General features: G+C 65.8%; 18 protein-coding genes. 6 read left to right on the top strand and 12 right to left on the bottom strand.

The genetic code is table 11. The features are described 5' to 3' along the window. Positions 1-2: 2 nt before the first annotated feature. The gene (locus M2334_RS08935) at positions 3-1,046 is read right to left on the bottom strand and encodes a rod shape-determining protein (protein ID WP_181559593.1); all 1,044 of its coding nucleotides are present in this window, start codon (positions 1,044-1,046) and stop codon (positions 3-5) included. A 144-nt stretch (positions 1,047-1,190) separates the two neighbouring features. Between M2334_RS08935 and mutL the strand changes: the two genes are divergently transcribed. Beyond that, positions 1,191-2,969, top strand: coding sequence for a DNA mismatch repair endonuclease MutL (gene mutL, locus M2334_RS08930; protein ID WP_264594527.1), 1,779 nt, complete (start codon positions 1,191-1,193; stop codon positions 2,967-2,969). 24 nt (positions 2,970-2,993) lie between these two features. On the opposite strand, the gene M2334_RS08925 is transcribed toward mutL, so the two are convergent. The 3 genes from M2334_RS08925 to M2334_RS08915 all read right to left on the bottom strand — a co-directional run bounded on the left by M2334_RS08925 (position 2,994) and on the right by M2334_RS08915 (position 4,477). After that, positions 2,994-3,401, bottom strand: coding sequence for a nuclear transport factor 2 family protein (locus M2334_RS08925; protein ID WP_264594526.1), 408 nt, complete (start codon positions 3,399-3,401; stop codon positions 2,994-2,996). Beyond that, positions 3,398-3,925, bottom strand: coding sequence for a nuclear transport factor 2 family protein (locus tag M2334_RS08920; protein ID WP_264594525.1), 528 nt, complete (start codon positions 3,923-3,925; stop codon positions 3,398-3,400). Before M2334_RS08920 ends, M2334_RS08925 begins: the two co-directional genes overlap by 4 nt. A gap of 90 nt (positions 3,926-4,015) precedes the next feature. Beyond that, positions 4,016-4,477 carry a MaoC family dehydratase gene (locus M2334_RS08915; protein WP_264572768.1) on the bottom strand — a complete coding sequence of 154 codons (462 nt, stop codon included), beginning with the start codon at positions 4,475-4,477 and terminating at the stop codon, positions 4,016-4,018. 116 nt (positions 4,478-4,593) lie between these two features. Between M2334_RS08915 and M2334_RS08910 the strand changes: the two genes are divergently transcribed. Continuing rightward, the gene (locus M2334_RS08910; RefSeq protein ID WP_264594524.1) at positions 4,594-5,055 is read left to right on the top strand and encodes an Rrf2 family transcriptional regulator; all 462 of its coding nucleotides are present in this window, start codon (positions 4,594-4,596) and stop codon (positions 5,053-5,055) included. Continuing rightward, on the top strand, positions 5,052-5,774 hold the full coding sequence (locus tag M2334_RS08905; RefSeq protein ID WP_264594523.1) for a class I SAM-dependent methyltransferase: 723 nt from the start codon (positions 5,052-5,054) through the stop codon (positions 5,772-5,774). Before M2334_RS08910 ends, M2334_RS08905 begins: the two co-directional genes overlap by 4 nt. Positions 5,775-5,925: 151 nt before the next feature. Here M2334_RS08905 and M2334_RS08900 read toward each other — a convergent pair whose 3' ends face one another. The 4 genes from M2334_RS08900 to M2334_RS08885 all read right to left on the bottom strand — a co-directional run bounded on the left by M2334_RS08900 (position 5,926) and on the right by M2334_RS08885 (position 10,925). Beyond that, positions 5,926-7,356, bottom strand: a complete 1,431-nt coding sequence (locus tag M2334_RS08900; RefSeq protein ID WP_264605240.1) for a hypothetical protein — start codon at positions 7,354-7,356, stop codon at positions 5,926-5,928. 39 nt (positions 7,357-7,395) lie between these two features. Then, entirely contained in the window at positions 7,396-7,767 is a 372-nt protein-coding gene (locus tag M2334_RS08895) for a hypothetical protein (RefSeq protein WP_264594521.1), read from the bottom strand. A 23-nt stretch (positions 7,768-7,790) separates the two neighbouring features. Beyond that, positions 7,791-8,888, bottom strand: coding sequence for a redox-regulated ATPase YchF (ychF, locus tag M2334_RS08890; RefSeq protein WP_181559600.1), 1,098 nt, complete (start codon positions 8,886-8,888; stop codon positions 7,791-7,793). Between the two features lie 150 nt (positions 8,889-9,038). Next, positions 9,039-10,925, bottom strand: coding sequence for a PhoX family protein (locus M2334_RS08885; RefSeq protein WP_264605239.1), 1,887 nt, complete (start codon positions 10,923-10,925; stop codon positions 9,039-9,041). 898 nt (positions 10,926-11,823) lie between these two features. Between M2334_RS08885 and M2334_RS08880 the strand changes: the two genes are divergently transcribed. Continuing rightward, positions 11,824-12,444 (top strand): septal ring lytic transglycosylase RlpA family protein, encoded by a 621-nt coding sequence (locus M2334_RS08880; RefSeq protein ID WP_413716437.1) that lies wholly within the window; start codon positions 11,824-11,826, stop codon positions 12,442-12,444. 18 nt (positions 12,445-12,462) lie between these two features. Here the strand turns inward: M2334_RS08880 and pth are convergent, their stop codons facing one another. The 4 genes from pth to M2334_RS08860 all read right to left on the bottom strand — a co-directional run bounded on the left by pth (position 12,463) and on the right by M2334_RS08860 (position 15,713). Further along, entirely contained in the window at positions 12,463-13,032 is a 570-nt protein-coding gene (gene pth, locus M2334_RS08875) for an aminoacyl-tRNA hydrolase (RefSeq protein ID WP_264605238.1), read from the bottom strand. A gap of 27 nt (positions 13,033-13,059) precedes the next feature. Beyond that, the gene (locus tag M2334_RS08870) at positions 13,060-13,683 is read right to left on the bottom strand and encodes a 50S ribosomal protein L25/general stress protein Ctc (protein ID WP_181559604.1); all 624 of its coding nucleotides are present in this window, start codon (positions 13,681-13,683) and stop codon (positions 13,060-13,062) included. Between the two features lie 122 nt (positions 13,684-13,805). Then, a complete protein-coding gene (locus M2334_RS08865; RefSeq protein ID WP_264605237.1) occupies positions 13,806-14,729 on the bottom strand; it encodes a TraB/GumN family protein in 924 nt (307 codons plus the stop codon). A gap of 48 nt (positions 14,730-14,777) precedes the next feature. Then, a complete protein-coding gene (locus M2334_RS08860; protein WP_264605236.1) occupies positions 14,778-15,713 on the bottom strand; it encodes a TraB/GumN family protein in 936 nt (311 codons plus the stop codon). 171 nt (positions 15,714-15,884) lie between these two features. Between M2334_RS08860 and M2334_RS08855 the strand changes: the two genes are divergently transcribed. Together M2334_RS08855 and glyS are read left to right on the top strand one after the other, a co-directional pair. Continuing rightward, entirely contained in the window at positions 15,885-16,778 is an 894-nt protein-coding gene (locus M2334_RS08855; protein WP_181559607.1) for a glycine--tRNA ligase subunit alpha, read from the top strand. Beyond that, a complete protein-coding gene (gene glyS, locus M2334_RS08850) occupies positions 16,775-19,063 on the top strand; it encodes a glycine--tRNA ligase subunit beta (protein WP_264605235.1) in 2,289 nt (762 codons plus the stop codon). The genes M2334_RS08855 and glyS overlap by 4 nt, the downstream gene beginning before the upstream one ends. Positions 19,064-19,125: the final 62 nt, after the last annotated feature.

Genomic DNA, 19,125 nt, shown 5'->3' with positions numbered 1-19,125 from the left:
GCTTAGGCGGTCTGGAGCACGCCGCGGAAGACCGGGTCCTCCATCGCGCGCCCCGTGCCGATGGCGACGCAGGTCAGCGGGTCTTCCGCAACGGTCACGGGAAGCCCCGTCTCGTCGCGCAGTTCCTCGTCCAGCCCCTTGAGCAGCGCGCCGCCGCCGGTGAGGACGATGCCCTGATCGACGATATCGGCGGCCAGCTCCGGCGCGGTGTTTTCAAGCGCGATGCGCACGCCTTCCACGATGGTGCCAATGGGCTCGGCCAGCGCATCGGCGATCTGGCCCTGATTGATCGCGATTTCCTTCGGCACGCCGTTCACGAGGTCGCGGCCCTTGATGTGGATCGTCGCGCCCACGCCGTCGGCCGGCTTCTGGGCGATGCCATATTCCTTCTTGATCCGCTCGGCCGTGGCCTCGCCGATCAGCAGATTGTGGTGGCGACGGACATAGGAGACGATGGCTTCATCCATCTTGTCACCGCCCACGCGCACGCTGGTGGTGTAGGCCAGGCCGCGCAGCGAGAGCACGGCGACCTCGGTCGTGCCGCCGCCAATGTCAACGACCATTGAGCCGATGGGCTCGGTCACGGGCATATCGGCGCCGATCGCAGCGGCCATTGGCTCCTCGATCAGGAAGACCTGGCTCGCGCCGGCATTGCTGGCGGCATCACGGATCGCGCGGCGCTCGACGCTGGTCGAGCCGGACGGCACGCAGATCACGATCTCGGGGAAGCGGGGGAAGCGGCGGTGGCCATGGACCTTGCTGATGAACCATTTGATCATCTGCTCGGCAATGTCGATGTCGGCGATCACGCCGTCGCGCAGCGGGCGGATGGCCTCGATGGATTCCGGCGTCTTGCCCATCATCAGCTTGGCGTCTTCGCCGACGGCCTTGACGCGCTTCACGCCGTTGATCGTCTCCACCGCAACCACGGATGGTTCATTGAGGACAATGCCGTGACCGCGCACATAGACCACTGTGTTGGCCGTGCCGAGGTCGATCGCCATGTCCCTGGAAGTGAACTTGAACCAATTGGAGAAGAACGCCATTGACTGTCCTGTTCATGCCGGTCGCGCCGGTGAGGACGCGGCTTTCAGATGCTCCGGGGAATGCCCGCCCTGCCGACTCCAGCCACCGGAAAAAGGGGTGGCTTTCGCTCGCGTAGGAGGCTCGCTTGGTCTAGTCGCAATCCAATGTCAATACGCCGCCTCCCCGAGTCCCTCGTTAATCGAATTGCCGCCGGAGAGGTGGTCGAGCGCCCTGCGAGCGCGCTCAAGGAGTTGCTGGAAAACGCGCTGGATGCGCAGGCCCGCTCCGTTGCGATCTCGCTGCAGCAGGGCGGCCTCGGTGGCCTGAGCGTCACCGATGATGGCCATGGCATGAGCCGCGACGATCTGCCCCTCGCGCTGGAGCGCCACGCCACATCCAAGCTGCCGGACGAGGCCATTGAGGCGGTCAGGACGCTCGGTTTTCGGGGTGAGGCGCTGCCCTCCATCGGCAGCGTCTCGCGCCTCAGCATCGCCAGCCGCCAGCGCGATGCGGATGGCTGGCGCGTGGTGTGCGACAATGGCGTGCTGGCCACCGCTGCCCCCTGCGCGATGGCGCCCGGCACGAGGGTGGAGATGAATGGGCTGTTCGAGCGCGTTCCGGCGCGCCGCAAGTTCCTGCGCTCGGCCCGGTCGGAATATGCCGCCTGCCTCGACATCGTCCGGCGCCTCGCCATGGCGCGCAACGATGTCGCCTTCGTGCTGGAGCATGACGGACGCCGGGTGTTCTCGCTGCCGGGCGGGCAGACCCGCGAGGATCGCGTCGCCCAGCTCATCGATCGCGAGCTGGCCGACAATCACGTCATCGTGTCGCTGGAACGGGAGGCGGTGACGATCAGCGGCGTCGCCTCGTTGCCCACCTATCATCGCGGCTCGGCCGATCATCAGTATCTCTTCGTCAACGGCCGCCCGGTGCGCGACCGCCTGCTGGTGGGCGCTGTGCGCGGCGCCTATGCCGATTTCATCGCGCGGGACCGGCATCCGGTGCTGGCCTTGTTCCTGAATGTGCCGATGCCGGACGTGGACGTGAACGTGCACCCTGCCAAGACAGAAGTACGCTTCCGCGATCCCGCCTTCATGCGCGGGATGATCGTCAGCGGCCTGCGCCGGGCGCTCGATGATGCCGGGATGCGCGTCGCCAACCGGCCCGAGGCCAGCGCCGCCGATCTGTGGCAGCGCGAAGAGGCGCCGGCACCCGAGGCTCCCACAACTTGGCGGGCGCCGTCATCCGGCGGTGCTTATAGCGCCGCGCCGCTGTTCGCGGACCGCCAAGCCCGTTTCACCGGTTTCGCACCGTCTGGCCGGGCGGAAGCGCCGGTCGCGCAGCCGCCGGCCGAGCATCGCGAGTTTCCGTTGGGCGTGGCGCGCGGGCAGGTGGCGCGAACCTATATCGTCGCCGAAGCCGAGGATGGGCTGGTGCTGGTCGATCAGCATGCCGCGCACGAACGCCTCGTGCTGGAGCGGATGCGGCGGGCTTTGGCCGACGGCGCGGTCGCGCGGCAGGCGCTGCTGTTGCCGGAAGTGGTCGAGCTGGATGAGCCGGCCTGCGACCGGATCGAGGCGCGCGCCGCCGAGCTGGCCGAACTCGGTTTGGAGGTCGAGCGCTTCGGCCCGGCCGCAATTCTCGTCCGCGCTGCACCGGCCCTACTTGGCACCAGCGACGTGCCCGGCCTCGTCCGCGATCTCGCCGACGATCTGGCCGCGCTTGGCGATGCCGCCTCGCTCAAGGCCCGGCTCGATCTTGTCGCGGCGACCATGGCCTGCCACGGCTCGGTTCGGGCAGGGCGGGTGCTCTCCGTGGCAGAAATGAACGCGCTGCTCCGCGAGATGGAGGTCACCCCCCATAGCGGGCAATGCAACCATGGCCGGCCGACCTGGATCAAGCTGGCGCATGGCGACATCGAGAAGCTGTTCGGCCGGCATTGAGCCGGCGCGGCCTGTTCGCTCTGCTTATTCGCTCTTGCCGGCCGGGATGAATTCCCGCCGGAACACCGCCGAGCGGATGTTGGTGAAGACGTCGCCCACATATTCATACAGCGCGAAGCTATTGATGTGGATGCGGTCGCCCTTCTTGAGCGGGCCGGAGGTGAAATCGGGCGCATCGACCGTGGCCAGAAACTCCGATTCCAGCTCGGCGACCAGCCGCTTGCCGTCGGTGAAGACATTGCGGACCTGGATGATCCGCCGCGTCTGCTGGTTCACCTTCTTGTAGAAGGCGACAATGGCATCGTGCCCGATCAGCTCTGTGCCATTGCCGATGACCAGATGCACGTCCGGCGCGTAATTCTTCACCAGCGCGGGCCAGTCCTGCGCGTTGAACGAGGCGATATAGGCCCGGAAGCGCTCTTCCTGTGTCATGCGCTGCGCCCCTTCTGCGGACTGAACCGGGCCGAGCGGACCCGCGTGAACCGACCATCCTTGATGTCGTACATGACGAAGTTGACGCTCGAGCGCGTGTCGCCCGCCTTGAGCGCACCGGTGGGCATGTCGGGCCAGTCGGTATGGGCCACCAGCGTCGTGCGCAGCACCGCGAGGATATGCGCGCCGGACGGATCGCCCACATAGGTCAGCAGATCGACCTTCTCGTGCAGATGCTTGCGCACACCGCGATAGAAATCGATCACCGCCTGTCGGCCGGTTACCTGCGCGGCCTGGCCGAAGAACTGCACGTCATCGGCATAATAAGCGCTGAAAACCGCTTCGTCGGCGCGGTTGAACGCGGCTAGATACGCCTCGAACCAGGGCTGCGACGGCACGGTGCCCTCCTGCGTTGCGGCCCTTGCAAGCGCGCTGGTGCTGCCGATGCCGAGCGCTGCCGCCCCGGCGATGAACGTCCGCCGCGATGGTGCGAGCGCACCCGGCACAGCCTTGTCGTCCTTCATGATCCTCTCCTTGCCGCCCCCATGGCCGACGCGCACAGGGTGCAGCAAGGATGTTGAGAGATCAATACATCTTGTGCAGCATTCGTCGCATCAGGCCTTCGGGCGGCGACGATGGAGCACGACGGAGACGAGGCTGAGCACTTCCTGATCGTCCTGATTGAGCAGGCGGGTGCGCCATTTGAGGATGCCCGTCTCCGGACGGCTGCGCGATTCCAGCTTCTCGACCAACTCGCTCGATCCGCGTAGCACGTCACCCGGGAAAACCGGCCGGCGCCAGCGCAGTTCGTCCAGACCCATCGCGCCCAGCGCATTGGCCTGCCAGCCGCCGCTATTCTGCCGCGCCCGCACCATCGCGCCCATCATCATCGCGCAGGTCTGCCAGCCGCTCGCCGCGAGACGGCCGAAATGCGTCTTGGCGGCGGCTTCTTCATCGAGGTGGAAGGGCTGCGGATCATAGCGCTCGGCAAAGGCGATCACTTCATCGCGATCCACTTCGAACGGGCCGAAATGCTCGGTGAGGCCGAGTTCCAGGTCTTCCCAATAATAGTCCATGTCTGTGCCTTCGGTTCCGGGATCGGATGACCGTTTGCCTAAGCGGCGAGGGCAAGAAGGGCAAGCGGCGCTCATTTGGCTTGAACAGGGCGCGAATATGTAACATGATATGTTGCATGAGTCGCAACAGCAGCAAATTGTCCGGCGTCCTTCACGTCCTCCTCCACATGGCCGAGCAGCAGCGTCCGGTTACATCGGAGATGCTGGCCAGGATCATGCAGACCAACCCGGTGGTGATCCGGCGCGTCATGGGCGGGCTGCGGGATGCCGGTTATGTCCGCTCGGAAAAGGGGCATGGCGGGGGCTGGTCGGTCGCTTGCGATCCGGCGGCTGTCACGCTGCTCGATATTTATCGGGCCATCGGGGCGCCGCCGCTCTTCGCCATCGGCAATCGCAGCGACAACCCCGGCTGCGCGGTCGAGCGAGCCGTTAACGCCGCGCTCGATGCACCGCTGCGGCAGGCCGAGTCGTTGCTGCTCGACTCCTACGCCACCGTCACGCTCGCCAGTCTCAGCGCCGGCTTCCACCGTCTCTTGCCGCCCGATTATCCGGGCCAACATAGGATCGAAAATCCATGACCACGCACGACACCGCACCGGACGAGACAGTGGACCCGGACATGTTCATCAAGGCCTTCGATGATCCGGCGGCCACGGCGCGCTACTGGGATAGCCCGCGCCGCTTCGTGCCGGGGCTGGATGCGCTGCACCGGATGACCGGACTGCTGCTCGCCGAGCGCGCCCCATCGGAGGCTAGGGTGCTCGTGCTCGGCGCGGGCGGCGGCATGGAATTGAAGGCGCTCGCGGAGGCACAACCAAACTGGCGCTTCGTGGGCGTGGACCCGGCCGGCGAAATGCTGAAACTGGCCGAACGGCAGCTCGGTCCGCTGATGGAGCGCGTCGAGCTGGTGCAGGGGCTGATCGATGACGCACCGGACGGGCCATTTGACGCGGCGGTCTGCCTCCTGACCCTTCATTTTCTCGATCCCACAGAGCGGACGCGCACCGTGCAGCAAATCCACCGCCGCCTGCGCGCAGGCGCGCCCTTCGTCGCTGCCCATAGCAGCTTCCCGCAGGATGCCGAGACCCGCGATGTCTGGCTGGACCGCTATGCGGCTTACCCCAAGGCGATGGGCGCGGACCCGGCGGACACCGCCAAGGCCCGTGCCGCCGTCGCCGCCAGCCTCCACTGCCTCTCGCCTGAAGAAGACGAAGCCATCTTGAGAGCCGGCGGCTTTGCGGACGTGGCGCTGTTCTACGCCGCCTTCACATGGCGGGGCTGGGTCGGCCACGCCTGACAGCTCAATTAGCCCCTCCTGTTGAGCTTCGCTCGCCTGCGGCTCAGAGAAGGGGTTGGGGTGGTGCAGCAACCTCGCGGTCAAACACTGACTGTGCGATGCTGGCGCCACCACCCCCGGCCCCTCCTTGCAGGAGGAGGGGAGGCTGATGTCAGCGCCCCAAGGAAAGCCGCGCGAACAGCGTGTAGCCCCAGGGATTATCCCCATAGACCGCATCCAGCGCCGCGGGCTTGGCGTAGAGATTGACGCTGCCGCCAAGCGCGAGGTGGACCGGGCCGTCACCGATCGGGGTGTTCCACGCATAGCCAGCCTGCATCTTGGTGATGCGGAACGGCACGTCGTGGAGCGGATCGTCATGATCGGGGATCAGCTCATCATTGGCGACATTCTCGACCCGGCCGAACAGGCTGTGTCGCGGCGTCAGGTCGTAAGTGATCTCGCCGAGCCAGGCGGTCAGCGTATCGCCGGGGTCGCGGTTCTTGGCGGAGAAGGCCGCGGTCGCCGAGAGGGCGCCGTCCGCATAATGGACGCTCGCCGTGGTACGATGCTCGTTCTGGTCGCCATGAAGCGTCTCGGGATTTTTGAGGAAGCCATGGCTGACCTGCGCGGCCCAGTTTGGCGTCGGCGTCCAGCTCAGCCGCACCGACCAGCTATCGAGCTTGGGCGTCTCGATGCCCCAGCGCTCCTCATCCGGCTCACGCCCCCGGAAGGCCGAGCCTTCGAGCTGCCATTGCGGCAAGGCGACGCCCGCAGTCACCACGCCATAAGTGATATGGGTGGAATCGAACCAGTGGTGCGTGATCGGCGGCTCGGGATTATAATGCGCGCTCGCCCGATGCATGAAGGCCGATGGCCCCAGCGCCGGCTCGCCGACCGGTCCGCCATAGAGGAAGACGCTTGCGCCGGGCGCGATGTCCACGTCCAGGCGCGCGGCCAGCTCCATGAAGAGATCGTGCGGATGCTGGCGGTCGACCAGCGCCGCGCCGCCCGCCGTCTCGCCCGTGGCAAAGAGATTGGGGTAGCCCCGCGCTGACATGGTCGGTTCAAGGCTGAGCATCGAGCGGAGCGTGAGCCGCGCGCCGCCGAGATCCCGCTCCGCCGCCAGCATCAGCATGGAGGTGGCGTAGACCAGATCGTCGCCGCGCGGCCCCTTGTGGTCGGTGTAATTGAGCTGGACATTGCCGTGCGCCATCAACATCCAGTCGCCGCTCATCGCATGAAGGCCGCTCATCGGGCCTTGCGCCGCCGGGAGCCGCGCCGTGCCGGAGCCATCGACATAAGGTTGGGCGGTGTCGGTGGGGTGGATGTGGTTCGGCGCCGAGGCGGGCGCTTCGGCATTGTGCTGGGCGTGATCCATCCCCGAATGATCCATGCCAGAGTGGTTCATGCCGGCATGGTCCATCGCGCCATGATCCATGGTCGAATGGTCCATCGTCTCGCCAGCATTTTCGGCGGACGGCGTCACCGGGCTGGCGCTCTGGTGTCCGGCATGTTCACGCCCGGCCATCGGCGCCTGCGCGAAGAGGGCAACGGGCGAGGCTGCCGCGAGCAGGCTCGCAGCCACGTTCAATCGAAAACTCATGATATAAAAGTCCTGTCTGAGGCTGTGTGGGAAAAGCGTTCAGAGGACCTGTCGGGGAGGGGGCGTGTCGGGCGAACCCAGCCAGTCGGTCAGCCGGGCAGGGTTGGGGGACCAGTTCGCCTTGCCCGGCAGCAAGGACAGTCGATCGACCGGGCGATAGGTCCGGCTGTCGATCGGCGCTACGCAGCCAATGCAATCGTGATGTGCCACCGCCGGCTTGGACCCATCCGGCACGGACGGCGCATGGCCGCTATGGGCAGCGTGGTCGCCATGCGGCACGGCAGTCTCGGCGCTCGCTTGGTGCGCGACGCCCGTCCCCTCGCTCCCCGGCGCGCATGCGCTGGCCTGCATCGCCGGCAAGGCCAGCAGCAGCGTCAGCAGCGCGCAGAGGAGTCGGCGGGGGAACGACATGATGGCGAGGTTATCGCACCGATCTAGCTGTGAAGGAAGTGCATCACGTCGCCGTCCTGCACCACATAGGCCTTGCCTTCGGCGCGCAGCTTGCCGGCCTCACGCGCCTTCGCTTCGCCGCCGAGTGAGATGAAATCGTCGAAGGCGACGGTTTCGGCGCGGATGAAGCCCTTCTGGAAATCGCTGTGGATTTCGCCCGCCGCTTCCGGTGCGCTGGCGCCGCGATGGACCGTCCAGGCGCGCGCTTCCTTGGGGCCGACAGTGAAGAAGGTGATGAGGTGCAGCAGGTCGTAGCCGGCGCGGATCACGCGCGCCAGACCGGCTTCCTCCAGACCCATGGCCTCGAGGAATTCGGCGCGGTCCTCGATTGGCATCGTGACGAGATCGGCCTCGATCGCGGCGGAGACCACCACGGCTTGCGCGCCCTCGGCCTTGGCCTTCTCGAACACGCGGGCGCTGAAGGCATTGCCCTCGGCCGCGCTCTCTTCCTCGACATTGCACACATAGAGCACGGGCTTGGAGGTCAGTAGCTGCGCCTGCTGGAAGATGCGCGCTTCCTCCTCATCGTTGATCTCGACGAGCCGCGCCGGCTTGCCCTCACGCAGCAGATCGAGCGCACGGCCGAGCACGGCTGCGGCGATCTTGGCTTCCTTGTCGCCGCCGGTCGCCTTCTTGGCGAACGCCGGCACGCGCTTTTCGAGGCTTTCAAGGTCGGAGAGCATCAGCTCGGTCTCGACGGTCTCGGCATCGGCAATGGGGTCCACGCGGTTGTCGACATGCTGGATGTCGTCATTCTCGAAGCAGCGCAGCACATGCACGATCGCGTCGACTTCGCGGATGTTGCCGAGGAACTGGTTGCCCAAGCCCTCGCCCTTGGAGGCGCCGCGCACCAGGCCCGCGATATCCACAAAGGCCAGCTGGGTCGGAATGATCTTCTGGCTGCCGGCAATCGCCGCGAGCTTGTCGAGCCGCGCATCCGGCACCGAGACCTGGCCGACATTCGGCTCGATGGTGCAGAAGGGATAGTTGGCAGCCTGCGCGGCCTGCGTCTCGGTCAGCGCATTGAAGAGAGTCGACTTGCCGACATTGGGCAGGCCGACGATCCCGCATTTGAAACCCATGGAAATCTGTCCGTTCGATCTGGAAGCACGTGATGTGGCCCCTTAGCGCCGTGTCGCTGCCATGGCCAGCCGTCTCGACCGTAGCGCCCAACAAGAAACCGCCGCGCCGGGGTGGGCGCGGCGGTGATGCTGTGTCGGATCGTGAACCGATCAGGCGCCGACAGGCTTGCCGTCCGTCCGGGTGATGACGACGGTCGAGGAGCGCGGCTGCTCCCCGGCGATCGGCCAGTTGCCGGTCGGGTGCTGGATGTTCACGAAGAAGGTCTTGAGGTCCGGCGTATAGGCAAGGCCGGTGATCTCGCAGCCCGTCGGGCCGACGAGGAAGCGTTTGCTCTTCTTGCTCGTCTGGTCGATGTAGAACATCGCATTGTGCCCGACGACCTGCTCGATGGTGACGCCGCTCGCGCCCGATGTGCCCGGCACGCTATGGTCGGTCTGCACCCACAGGCGCCCCTGCGGATCGATGCGGATGCCATCCGGGCTGGAGAAGGTGTCGCCATTGATGTTGCCGACCAGATTGGTGCCGCCGGCTGCATAACCGGGGTCGCCGGCCAGCAGGAACAGTTCCCAGGTGAAGCCGGTCGCCAGCGGAGAATCGCCACTCTCGCGGAACTTGAGGATATGGCCGTGGCGGTTGGTGACGCGCGGGTTCGCCGCATCCGTCACCTTGCGGCCGCTGTTGTTGGTCAGCGTCACGAAGATCGCCTTGCCGTCCGGCGAAACCGTGATCCACTCCGGCCGATCCATCACGGTGCCACCAGCAACGCGCGCGGCCGAGGCGCAATTGATCAGCACGTCGGCCTGGCTGTTGAAGCTCACCGGCGTCGGCGCAGGGGCCGTCGTGAATTGGCTGACATCGCCCGGATCGGACGCATTGGCGACGAGGCCGTTCTGGCCCTGCACCAGCGCTTTCCACTCGCCCGAGCCGTCCGCATTGAACTTGGCGACATAGAGCGTGCCATAGTCGAGCAGGTTGCTGTTCGCCGCCCGGTTGGTGGTGCTGTAGGCCTGATCCGGCACGAACTTGTAGATGCAGCCCGGCGTCGAATCGTCGCCCATGTAGAAGGCCACGCGGCGATCGCTGTTGGTGAGGTGAGCGACATTCTCGTGGCTGAACCGGCCCATGGCGGTCCGCTTAGTCGCCGGAGCCAGCTCCTGCAGCGGGTCGATCTCGACCACCCAGCCATAATCCCGCTCGGGGCGCGTGGGGTCGAGATAATTGTCCGTCGTTTCCTCGCAGGTGAGGTAGGTGCCCCACGGCGTGCGGCCGCTCGAACAATTGTTGAGCATGCCCTTGATCGTGCCGGAGAGCAGCCCGGCGGCCGGCCCACCCGCGCGGTAATTGGAGTTGCCGGTATAGCGCTTGTTATATTGCGAGCCGGCCTTCACCGCCCAGTTGCCATCGCTGCCCTTGGCGACTTCCACCACGCCAATGCCTACGGCCGAGAGCGCAAGCGCCTTCTGGTCCGTGGTGGCGGTGGCGGCATCGTAATTGCCGTTCATCAGAATGTTGAAATCGGGATATTCGAAATTGATCGCCAGCAGGCCGCCCTTGTTGGGGTCGACGCCCGACAGCTCGAAATATTCCATGCCGTCATGATTGCCGCCGGCCCATTTCTCCGCCGTCGCAGGCGTCGGGAAGCTGCCGGCATAGCCGGTGACGCCGGTCTCGATGGCATCGCCCGCCTTCAGCAGGACTTTCACGTCATAGCCGGCCGGCACGGTGACCTTGTCGTCCTGGTTGGCGGCCACCGACGTGAACTCGATGGCGTAGCTGACCGCCGGCGTGGGCGTGGGGGTCGGCGTCGGGCTGGGTGTCGGCGTGGGATTGGGAATGGTCACCATCCCATCCTTGTCCTCCCCGCAGGCCGAGAGCATCGCCGCGACCGGGAAGATCGACAGGCCGAACAGGCCGTTCTTGATGATCGTGCGGCGCGAAGGATTGGCCTCGACAATCGCTTCCAGACTGTTGGGATTGGCCTCGTTAGACATCGCGGTCCGGTAGGGCGCGCGGGCTTCGTCGGTAAGATGTGACATGATTTCCCCTGAATTGGTTCCGCCACGGCTCGCGGAAGGTGCATTTGCCGCTCAGGCGGGGCCTGATCGCAGAGGTGCATGACATGATGATTGCGAGGCGATGTCACGGGGATGAAGATTGCAAGTCAGTTCCGTGACTTAGGTGAGGTGAGGGATGGGGCTGACCGGGAAGTCGATAGCTCAGGGGCACAAAACGCCGTCATTCCCGCGCACGCGGGAATCCAGATCGACGCTTACATTCGGGACCAACGCTCCAGCTGGATTCCCGCGCGCGCGGGAATAACGAAGGGTGAGCGGCTTGGATAAAATTCAGGGGCATGCGACGTCCGATTTCAGACACAGCCCAGGAGGTCTGTACGGCTGACTTGGCGTAGAAAGCGGCCGTTGCAACAAGCGCCAACTCCTGTAGTCTGTAGGCGTGGAAATGGACGAGCTACGCAGCCGCTTAGCGGCCATTCTGGCTGTCGAACAACGAGAGCCAACAGATTGGCTTGAGGTGGATCGGCTAGCAAGCGAGCTTCAGGAGGAACTGCCAATCGACGCGACGCCGGAGGCCGTTCACCACTATCTTAATGATGCTGACATTCGATCCCGCGACGGCGCATACGGGGCGCGTCAAAGGCAAGCGGTGCAACGGTATGTCGACTTGGGAGATTATGACGATGGCACCCTCATCCCGTGGTGGGGATGCGGTCTGGTCCTCTTGGCTGGCGCGTGCGTCGTGAAGTGGCTGCTGCTATAGTGAGCGAATTTCGGCAATGTTGTCGTGTCGGGAATATCTGCATCGCGACGACAATGCAGGATAGCCGACATTACCGGAAGCAGCCAGCTTGTGCCCGCACCCTAGCTGACGACTCATCTCTTCACCGTGGCGGCGCAGTGGGTTAGGGGTAAGCCGATGCTTGCGATCCGCTCTTCCATGCCGCGCGCCTTGCCGGGGCGTTCTTTCTGGCTCGCACTGCTCGCGGCGCCGGCCCTCGCCGGGTGCGCCGGCAGCACCAAGTTCCGTCCGGTCAGCGATACACCAGTGCGCATCGGCCCGCCTTATGTGGTGCGCGGCGTCACCTACACGCCGACCGATGATCGCACGCTGGACATGCTGGGCGATGCGAGCTGGTACGGCAGCGAGTCCGGCAACCAGACCGCTAATGGCGAGCGCTTTGCAAAGCACGGCATTTCCGCCGCGCACACCACCTTGCCGTTGCCCAGCTATGTCGAGGTGACGGCGCTGGACACGGGCCGGACGATCCTGGTGCGCGTCAACGATCGCGGACCGTTCGCCAGGAATCGGATCATCGACCTGTCGCAAGGCGCGGCGGAATTGCTCGGGATCAGGCAGCAGGGCACGGTGCAGGTGCGGGTGCGCCGCGTCGATCCGCCCGAGGAAGATCGGGCACGGTTGCGGGCGGGCAAACCGGCCATGGCCCGGCCGGACGTGCCGCAACAGACGCTGGCGCCTTGGCGTGCCCGTCTCGCGGCCTATCGCGCCGCGCAGGCGCAGAATGGCGGCAGCCGCTAACGGCGCTCGTGCCCGCCCTCAGTCCTGCAGGCGGCGCGCGACCTCGTTCATGAAGCGCACATCGTCGCCCGCAGCCAGCCATTCCGCCTCGCGCGACATGGCGCCGAGCAGGTCGGCCAGCGGATCGATCTCGATCTTTGCATAATTGCCGAGCACATGGCCGGTCACGCGGTCCTTGTCACCGGGATGGCCGATGCCGATGCGCACGCGGCGAAACTCCTTGCCCAGATGCGCGTCGGTGGAGCGCAGGCCGTTGTGGCCGGCAGCGCCGCCGCCGCGCTTCACCTTCATCTTCATCGGCGCAAGATCCAGCTCGTCGTGGAAGACAGTCACGTCCTCGACACCGAGCTTGTAGAAATCACAGGCGGCGCGGATGGCGCGGCCGCTCTGGTTCATGAATGTCTGGGGTTTGAGCAGCAACACCTTGTGCGGGCCGATGCGGCCTTCGGAAACGAGGCCCTGAAACTGCTTCTTCCACGGCGAAAAGCCGTAATCCGCAGCGATGACGTCCAGCGCCATGAAGCCGACATTGTGGCGGTGGAGCGCATATTGCGATCCGGGATTGCCGAGGCCAACCCAGAGTTGCACAGATGCGCTCCCCCCGCGCGGAGAGGCTTACGCCTCGCCGGCCTCTTCGCCGTCCTTCGTCGTGTCGCCTTCGCTCGACTTGAGCGCGGACGGTGCAACGATGGTGGCAATGGTGAAATCGCGATCGGTGATTGCCGGCTCGGCGCCCTTGGGCAGCTTCACCGCGCTGATGTGGATCGAATCGCCCACATCGAAGCCGGTAAGGTCAACCGTGATGCTGTCCGGAATCTCGGCGGCATCCACGATCATTTCCAGCTCGTGACGGACGACATTGAGCACGCCACCGCGCTTGAGACCGGGAGCGGCCTCTTCGTTCTCGAACACCACGGGCACATTCACATGCACCTGGGCGTGTTCGGAAACACGCAGGAAGTCGGCATGGAGCGGACGATCCGTCACCGGATGGAACGCCACGTCCTTGGGGAGCGTGCGGACCTTCTTGCCGCCCACTTCGACCATGACGACCGAATTGAAGAAATGGCCCGTGCCGAGCAGCTTGTTGAGGATCTTTTCCTCAACGTGAATCGACTGCGGCTCTTCATTATTGCCATAAATGACGGCGGGAACGCGGCCCTCACGGCGGAGAGCGCGGGAGGCTCCCTTGCCTGCCCGATCGCGTGCCTCAGCCGACAGCGTAAGCGTATCGCTCATGTGCGTGTCTCCAGAAGCTTAGTGCTAGAACCTCCGCCACGCCTCCAGGGATGACCATGACGGAAGCCGGGGCGCTTAGCGGCAAATTGCGGGGAAAGCAAGCGAAGCGACCGAGCGCTCGTTCATTGCACCCGATCGATCCGCCATCCGCGCGCGGCAAGGCGGGCCTGCAGGCTGGCATCGCCGACCAGATGCCCGGCGCCGACCGCGACGAAGGCGGTGCCGGGTTGGGCCGTCATGGCCGCATCGAGATGCCGCGCCCAGCGCTCATTGCGCCCATCGATCAGTCTTACGCGCAGGGCCGGCGCGCGGGCGAACGGGGCGATGAACTCGCGCTCCAGCCGGGCCACGTCGCCGCCCGCCCAGGCGGCGAACAGGCTGCGGTAGAGGGCAGGGGCCTGCGCGGCATCGGTGAGGGACTGGCTAAGCAGCAGCCGTTGCTCGCTCTCCGGCATCCTGTCGAACAGGCCGAGTTGCTGGTCGATGGTCTCCAGTCCGAGAACCGGCCGCGAGGCCTTGTCGAAGCGCTGTTCCAGCACCGCTTCGCCCGCCTCTGCGGCGGTGAGCGAGAGTCCGGAGGCAGCCGCAGCGTTGAGGAGCAGGGCGGCGGCCCAGCTCTCATAGCCGTCCAACTGATCGAGCGCGGCGCCATGGTTCGCCTGCAGCGCCCGATAGCGCTCGGCATCCTCAGGCGAGAGGCGTGCGGCGATAGGCGGCAGGCCGGCGCGGCGCCCCATCCGCTCGAACACCGCCCGGCTCTTGCGCTCGCCTTCAAGCCCGGTGACCTCAAGATACAAGCGGTCGCTTTCGTCCGCCGCCTTGGCGATGGCCGGCGAAAGCCAGGCCTCGCCACGCGGCACGGCGTGGATGGTGCCGAACAGCCAGAGCCGCGCCTCACCTTTGCTGGCCTGCCACAGCGCCGGGCGCGCCGTGACGGTGGCGGGATCGGGCTGCGTCGGCGCGCCGATCCGCCAGCCCAGCCACAGAAGGGCGGCCAGCGAGGCCAGCGCGAGCAGCAGCAGCGGCGCAAAGCGGCGCTTGTTCAAGTCTGGGTGCGGCCCGCTCATCGATCAGCGCTTATGCTACCCCACCCATCACCGCGGCCATTTCACCCGCTTGGCCGACAGCCCGTGCTTTTCGAGCATCGCCTGTACGCTCCTGTCCCCCGCCAGATGACCCGCTCCCACTGCCATGAAGACCGTGCCGGGCTGCTTCATCCGCGCGGCGATCCACTCGGCCCAGCGGCCATTGCGGTCGGTGAGCAGGATGCGCTCGATTTCTTCGCTGCTCTCAGTCGTCTCGTTCATCAGCGCCGCGAGCCGCTCTTCGTCGCCAGCGCTCCACGCGGCGACCATGCCGTCGATGGTTTCGGCCAGCGTCGGCAGCTCCGCCAGCGTCTCCTTGAGCAGCGTCAGTTGCACGCCCTCGGGCATCTGGTCGAAAAAGCCGATCTGCTCGCTGGAGGTCTCCAGCCCGACCAGGGACTTGCCCGCGCTGGCCGCCGCAGCCTTCACCGCCTTGTCGACGCCGCTTTCGGGCGAATAGCCGAGGGCATCCAGGGGCAGCACGGTCAGGGTCGTGGCCGCGAACCAGGGCTTCACATGGTCGAACAGCAGGGTCGAGACGCCATATTTCTCCAGCGCGGCGAAATAGGCGGTGCGGGTCGCCTCATCGAGCTTGTTGGAGAGCGGCAGGCCCGGCGCCACCGCCCGCTGCATGATTGCCTCCCGCGTGGCGCCCTGATCCTGATCGATGACCTCCAGCACGACGGTATCCGCCTTGTCGAACGCCTTGCGCACCGGTCCCTCGAACCAGCTGATGCCCGGCTTGAGCAGATGAATGGTACCGAACAGATAGATCGTCGTGTCCCTGTCCCGCACCACCCACAGGGCCGGCCGCGCGTGAACGGTGGGCGCCTCCGCAGCGGGTGCCGGTGTGGCCGGCGCCTTGGGTTGCTGGGCGAGCGCGGGCCCGGTGAGGGCCGGGGGCAGCAGCAGTGCCCAACCGAGGATCAATGTTTTCCAGTTCATGCACGCGCTCCTCAAATCACCGCCTGCATTGGGCAAGTTGGCGCGCGGACGCAACCCCGCCCGGCGGCCTGCCACCGCGCGGCTTGACCGCGTTAGTCCCATGGGCCAAAGCGCGCCCGTTCAGACAGGCGGCGCACAGCCGCTCAAGCTTAGACGTGAAACGGTTGAACCATGCAGGATAAGGCCTCCAAACCGCTGAGCTTTCAGCAACTCATCCTGACGCTGCATGACTATTGGGCAGCGCAGGGGTGCGTGATCCTCCAGCCCTTCGACATGCGGGTCGGGGCGGGCACCTTCCACCCCGCGACCACGCTGCGCAGCCTGGGGCCGAACCCGTGGAACTGTGCCTATGTGCAGCCCTCGCGCCGGCCGACGGACGGCCGCTACGGCGAGAACCCCAACCGGCTGCAGCATTATTACCAATATCAGGTGATCATGAAGCCGAGCCCGCCGGATCTGCAGGATCTGTATCTCGGCTCGCTCAAGGCCATCGGCATCGATCCGCTGCTGCACGACATCCGCTTCGTCGAGGACGATTGGGAGAGCCCGACGCTCGGTGCCTGGGGCCTGGGCTGGGAAGTCTGGTGCGATGGCATGGAGGTGACGCAGTTCACCTATTTCCAGCAGATGGGCGGGTTCGACTGCAAGCCGGTGGCGGGCGAGCTCACCTACGGGCTGGAGCGCCTCGCCATGTATATCCAGGGCGTCGACAGCGTTTACGACCTTGTGTTCAACGAGGCCGTGGGGGACCGGCCCGCCGTCACTTATGGCGACGTGTTCCTCGAAAATGAGCGCCAGCTCTCCAAGTGGAACTTCGAGGTGGCGGATACGGACAAGCTGTTCCGCTGGTTCAAGGATTGCGAGGAAGAGTGCAAGGCGAGTATCGCGGCCGGCGTTCCCCTCGCGGCCTATGAGCAGGCCATCGAGGCGAGCCATGTCTTCAATCTGCTGCAGGCGCGCGGCGTGATCAGCGTGCAGGAGCGCGCCAGCTACATGGGCCGCGTGCGCGATCTCGCGAAGGGGAGCTGCGAGGCCTGGATGACGCATAATGGGTGGGTGGAATGATGAGCGCTGACTTCCTTCTCGAGCTGCGGTGCGAGGAAATCCCGGCGCGCATGCAGGCCAAGGCCAGCGAGGATTTCGCCCGGCTGTTCAGCGACGCGCTGGCACAGGCCGGCCTCAAGCCCGAGGGCCTGACCGTTCATGTGACCCCGCGCCGTCTCGCCCTCATCGCGCGCGCTCTGCCGCTCTCCACGCAGGCCGTCAGCGAGGAATTCAAAGGCCCGCGCACCTCGGCCCCGCCGCAGGCGCTGGAGGGCTTCCTGCGCAAGACCGGCCTGACGCACGACCAGCTTGAGGACCGCGACGGCGTGTGGTTCGCCACGGTCGAGAAGCCCGGCCGCGCGACGGCCGATGTGCTGGCCGAGGCGATCCCGCAGGTGGTGCGCGCCTTCCCCTGGCCCAAGTCGATGCGCTGGGGCGATGCCAGCCTCTCCACCGAGAGCCTGCGCTGGGTGCGTCCGCTGCAGGGCATCATCGCGCTGCTCGGCAATGATGTGGTGCCCTTCGCCATTGAAGGGATTGCGACCGGGCGGACGACGCGCGGCCACCGCTTCCATTCGAGCGGCGAGATCACCATCGAGAGCGCCGCGACCTATGCCGAGCAATTGCGTGCGGCCTATGTCATCGTCGATCAAGAGGAGCGCAAGGCGATCATCGACCGGCGCGCCAACGAGCTGGCGACGCAGGCCGGACTGGAACTGATCCCCGATGCCGGCCTCGTCGCCGAGAATGCCGGGCTGACCGAATGGCCGGTGCCGCTGCTCGGCCGCTTCGATGCCGCGTTTCTGGAGGTGCCGCCCGAGGTCATCCAGCTCACGCTGCGCATCAACCAGAAATATTTCGTGCTGCGGGACAGTGCTGGCAAGCTCGCCAACGCCTTCATCTGCACGGCGAACATCGAGGCTAGCGATGGCGGCACCGCGATTGTCGAAGGCAATGGCAAGGTGCTCGCCGCGCGCCTCTCCGATGCCCGCTTCTTCTGGGAGCAGGACAAGAAGACGAAGCTTGAGGATCACGCGAAGAAGCTCTCGCGCATCACGTTCCACGAGAAGCTGGGCACCGTCGCGGACAAGGTGGACCGCGTCGCGAAGCTCGCCCGCTGGCTGGTGGAAGAAGGCATCGTTGGCGCCGATCAACAAGCCAGTGTTCCTGCGCAGGCAGGAACCCAGGGCGATGTCGCCCAAGCCGGCCCTGGGCTCCTGCCTTCGCAGGAGCACAGCAAAGCGCAACTGGCCGACCTCGCCGAACAGGCCGCCCGCCTGTGCAAGGCCGATCTCGTCACCGAAATGGTCGGCGAATTCCCCGAGCTGCAGGGCCTGATGGGCGGCTATTACGCCCGCGCGGAAGGTCTGCCGGATGCGGTCGCCGATGCCATCCGCGATCATTACAAGCCGGTCGGGCAGGGGGATGAGGTTCCGACTGCGCCGGTGACGGTGGCGGTGTCGCTGGCGGATAAGCTGGATACGCTTGCTCTCTTCTTCATGGAGGACATGCCTCCAACCGGGTCAAAGGATCCCTTCGCTCTGCGAAGGGCCGCCCTTGGGATTGTGCAATTGGTCGTGGGCAATGGCTTGCGAGTTTCAGTTGATCGCGCCGTGCTCGCGCCGATGGTGATGAAGCACCACCACGATCAACATGGATCGATACATCATATCGGTTCTCATCCGGAATTCGCCGATCAGCGAAGCTCGGTCAGGGCTTTCTTCGCCGACCGCCTCAAGGTCCAGCAGCGGGAAGCCGGCGTCCGCCACGACCTCATCGACGCCGTGTTCGCGCTCGGCGGAGAGGACGATCTCGTTCGCCTGCTCGCCCGCGTTCATGCGCTCCAATCCTTCGTCAGTACCGAGGACGGCAAGAACCTCCTCGCCGGCTACAAGCGTGCCGCCAATATCCTCAAGAAGGAGAAGCCCGAGGTTGGTAAGCCCCAAAGCCAGCTTGGCGAGGAAGACCCCGGCGAAGCGCTGACCGATCCGGAGATGGCCGACGCCATGCGCGCGCATGAGGCACAGTTCGCGGTTGAACCCGGCTACGCGCTGGAGGCCGCCGAGGCGGCACTGGTCGGCGCACTCGACGAGGCCGAGCCGCGCGCGCAGTCCGCGATCGAGGCGGAGGATTTCGAGAGCGCCATGGCGGCGCTGGCCACGCTTCGCGCGCCGATCGATGCGTTCTTCGAGACGGTGACGGTGAACGATGCCGATCCGGTCAAGCGCCAATCACGGTTAAGTCTGTTGACCCGTATTCGCGCTGCGGTGCACAAAGTCGCCGACTTCTCGAAAATCGAAGGTTAGGTTCGCGAGCAATAATCGCGCGTCGGCGGCGAGATCGTAACGGCTGCTTGCGCGCGCATTCC

Origin of the sequence: Sphingobium sp. B11D3D, from assembly GCF_025961755.1 — a bacterium.
In the GTDB taxonomy this organism is placed as follows: Bacteria; Pseudomonadota; Alphaproteobacteria; order Sphingomonadales; family Sphingomonadaceae; genus Sphingobium.
This window is presented reverse-complemented; position numbering and strand designations above follow the sequence as displayed.

Excerpts from the sequence above, each read along its gene's own strand:
- M2334_RS08860 (WP_264605236.1), bottom strand. The coding sequence starts at position 15,713 with ATGAACTGGAAAACATTGATCCTCGGTTGGGCACTGCTGCTGCCCCCG.
- M2334_RS08920 (WP_264594525.1), bottom strand. The coding sequence starts at position 3,925 with ATGAAGGACGACAAGGCTGTGCCGGGTGCGCTCGCACCATCGCGGCGG.
- M2334_RS08855 (WP_181559607.1), top strand. The coding sequence starts at position 15,885 with ATGCAGGATAAGGCCTCCAAACCGCTGAGCTTTCAGCAACTCATCCTG.
- mutL (WP_264594527.1), top strand. The coding sequence starts at position 1,191 with ATGTCAATACGCCGCCTCCCCGAGTCCCTCGTTAATCGAATTGCCGCC.
- glyS (WP_264605235.1), top strand. The coding sequence starts at position 16,775 with ATGATGAGCGCTGACTTCCTTCTCGAGCTGCGGTGCGAGGAAATCCCG.
- M2334_RS08910 (WP_264594524.1), top strand. The coding sequence starts at position 4,594 with ATGAGTCGCAACAGCAGCAAATTGTCCGGCGTCCTTCACGTCCTCCTC.
- M2334_RS08900 (WP_264605240.1), bottom strand. The coding sequence starts at position 7,356 with ATGAGTTTTCGATTGAACGTGGCTGCGAGCCTGCTCGCGGCAGCCTCG.
- M2334_RS08935 (WP_181559593.1), bottom strand. The coding sequence starts at position 1,046 with ATGGCGTTCTTCTCCAATTGGTTCAAGTTCACTTCCAGGGACATGGCG.
- M2334_RS08915 (WP_264572768.1), bottom strand. The coding sequence starts at position 4,477 with ATGGACTATTATTGGGAAGACCTGGAACTCGGCCTCACCGAGCATTTC.
- M2334_RS08880 (WP_413716437.1), top strand. The coding sequence starts at position 11,824 with ATGCTTGCGATCCGCTCTTCCATGCCGCGCGCCTTGCCGGGGCGTTCT.
- M2334_RS08870 (WP_181559604.1), bottom strand. The coding sequence starts at position 13,683 with ATGAGCGATACGCTTACGCTGTCGGCTGAGGCACGCGATCGGGCAGGC.
- M2334_RS08925 (WP_264594526.1), bottom strand. The coding sequence starts at position 3,401 with ATGACACAGGAAGAGCGCTTCCGGGCCTATATCGCCTCGTTCAACGCG.
- M2334_RS08895 (WP_264594521.1), bottom strand. The coding sequence starts at position 7,767 with ATGTCGTTCCCCCGCCGACTCCTCTGCGCGCTGCTGACGCTGCTGCTG.
- M2334_RS08885 (WP_264605239.1), bottom strand. The coding sequence starts at position 10,925 with ATGTCACATCTTACCGACGAAGCCCGCGCGCCCTACCGGACCGCGATG.
- ychF (WP_181559600.1), bottom strand. The coding sequence starts at position 8,888 with ATGGGTTTCAAATGCGGGATCGTCGGCCTGCCCAATGTCGGCAAGTCG.
- M2334_RS08905 (WP_264594523.1), top strand. The coding sequence starts at position 5,052 with ATGACCACGCACGACACCGCACCGGACGAGACAGTGGACCCGGACATG.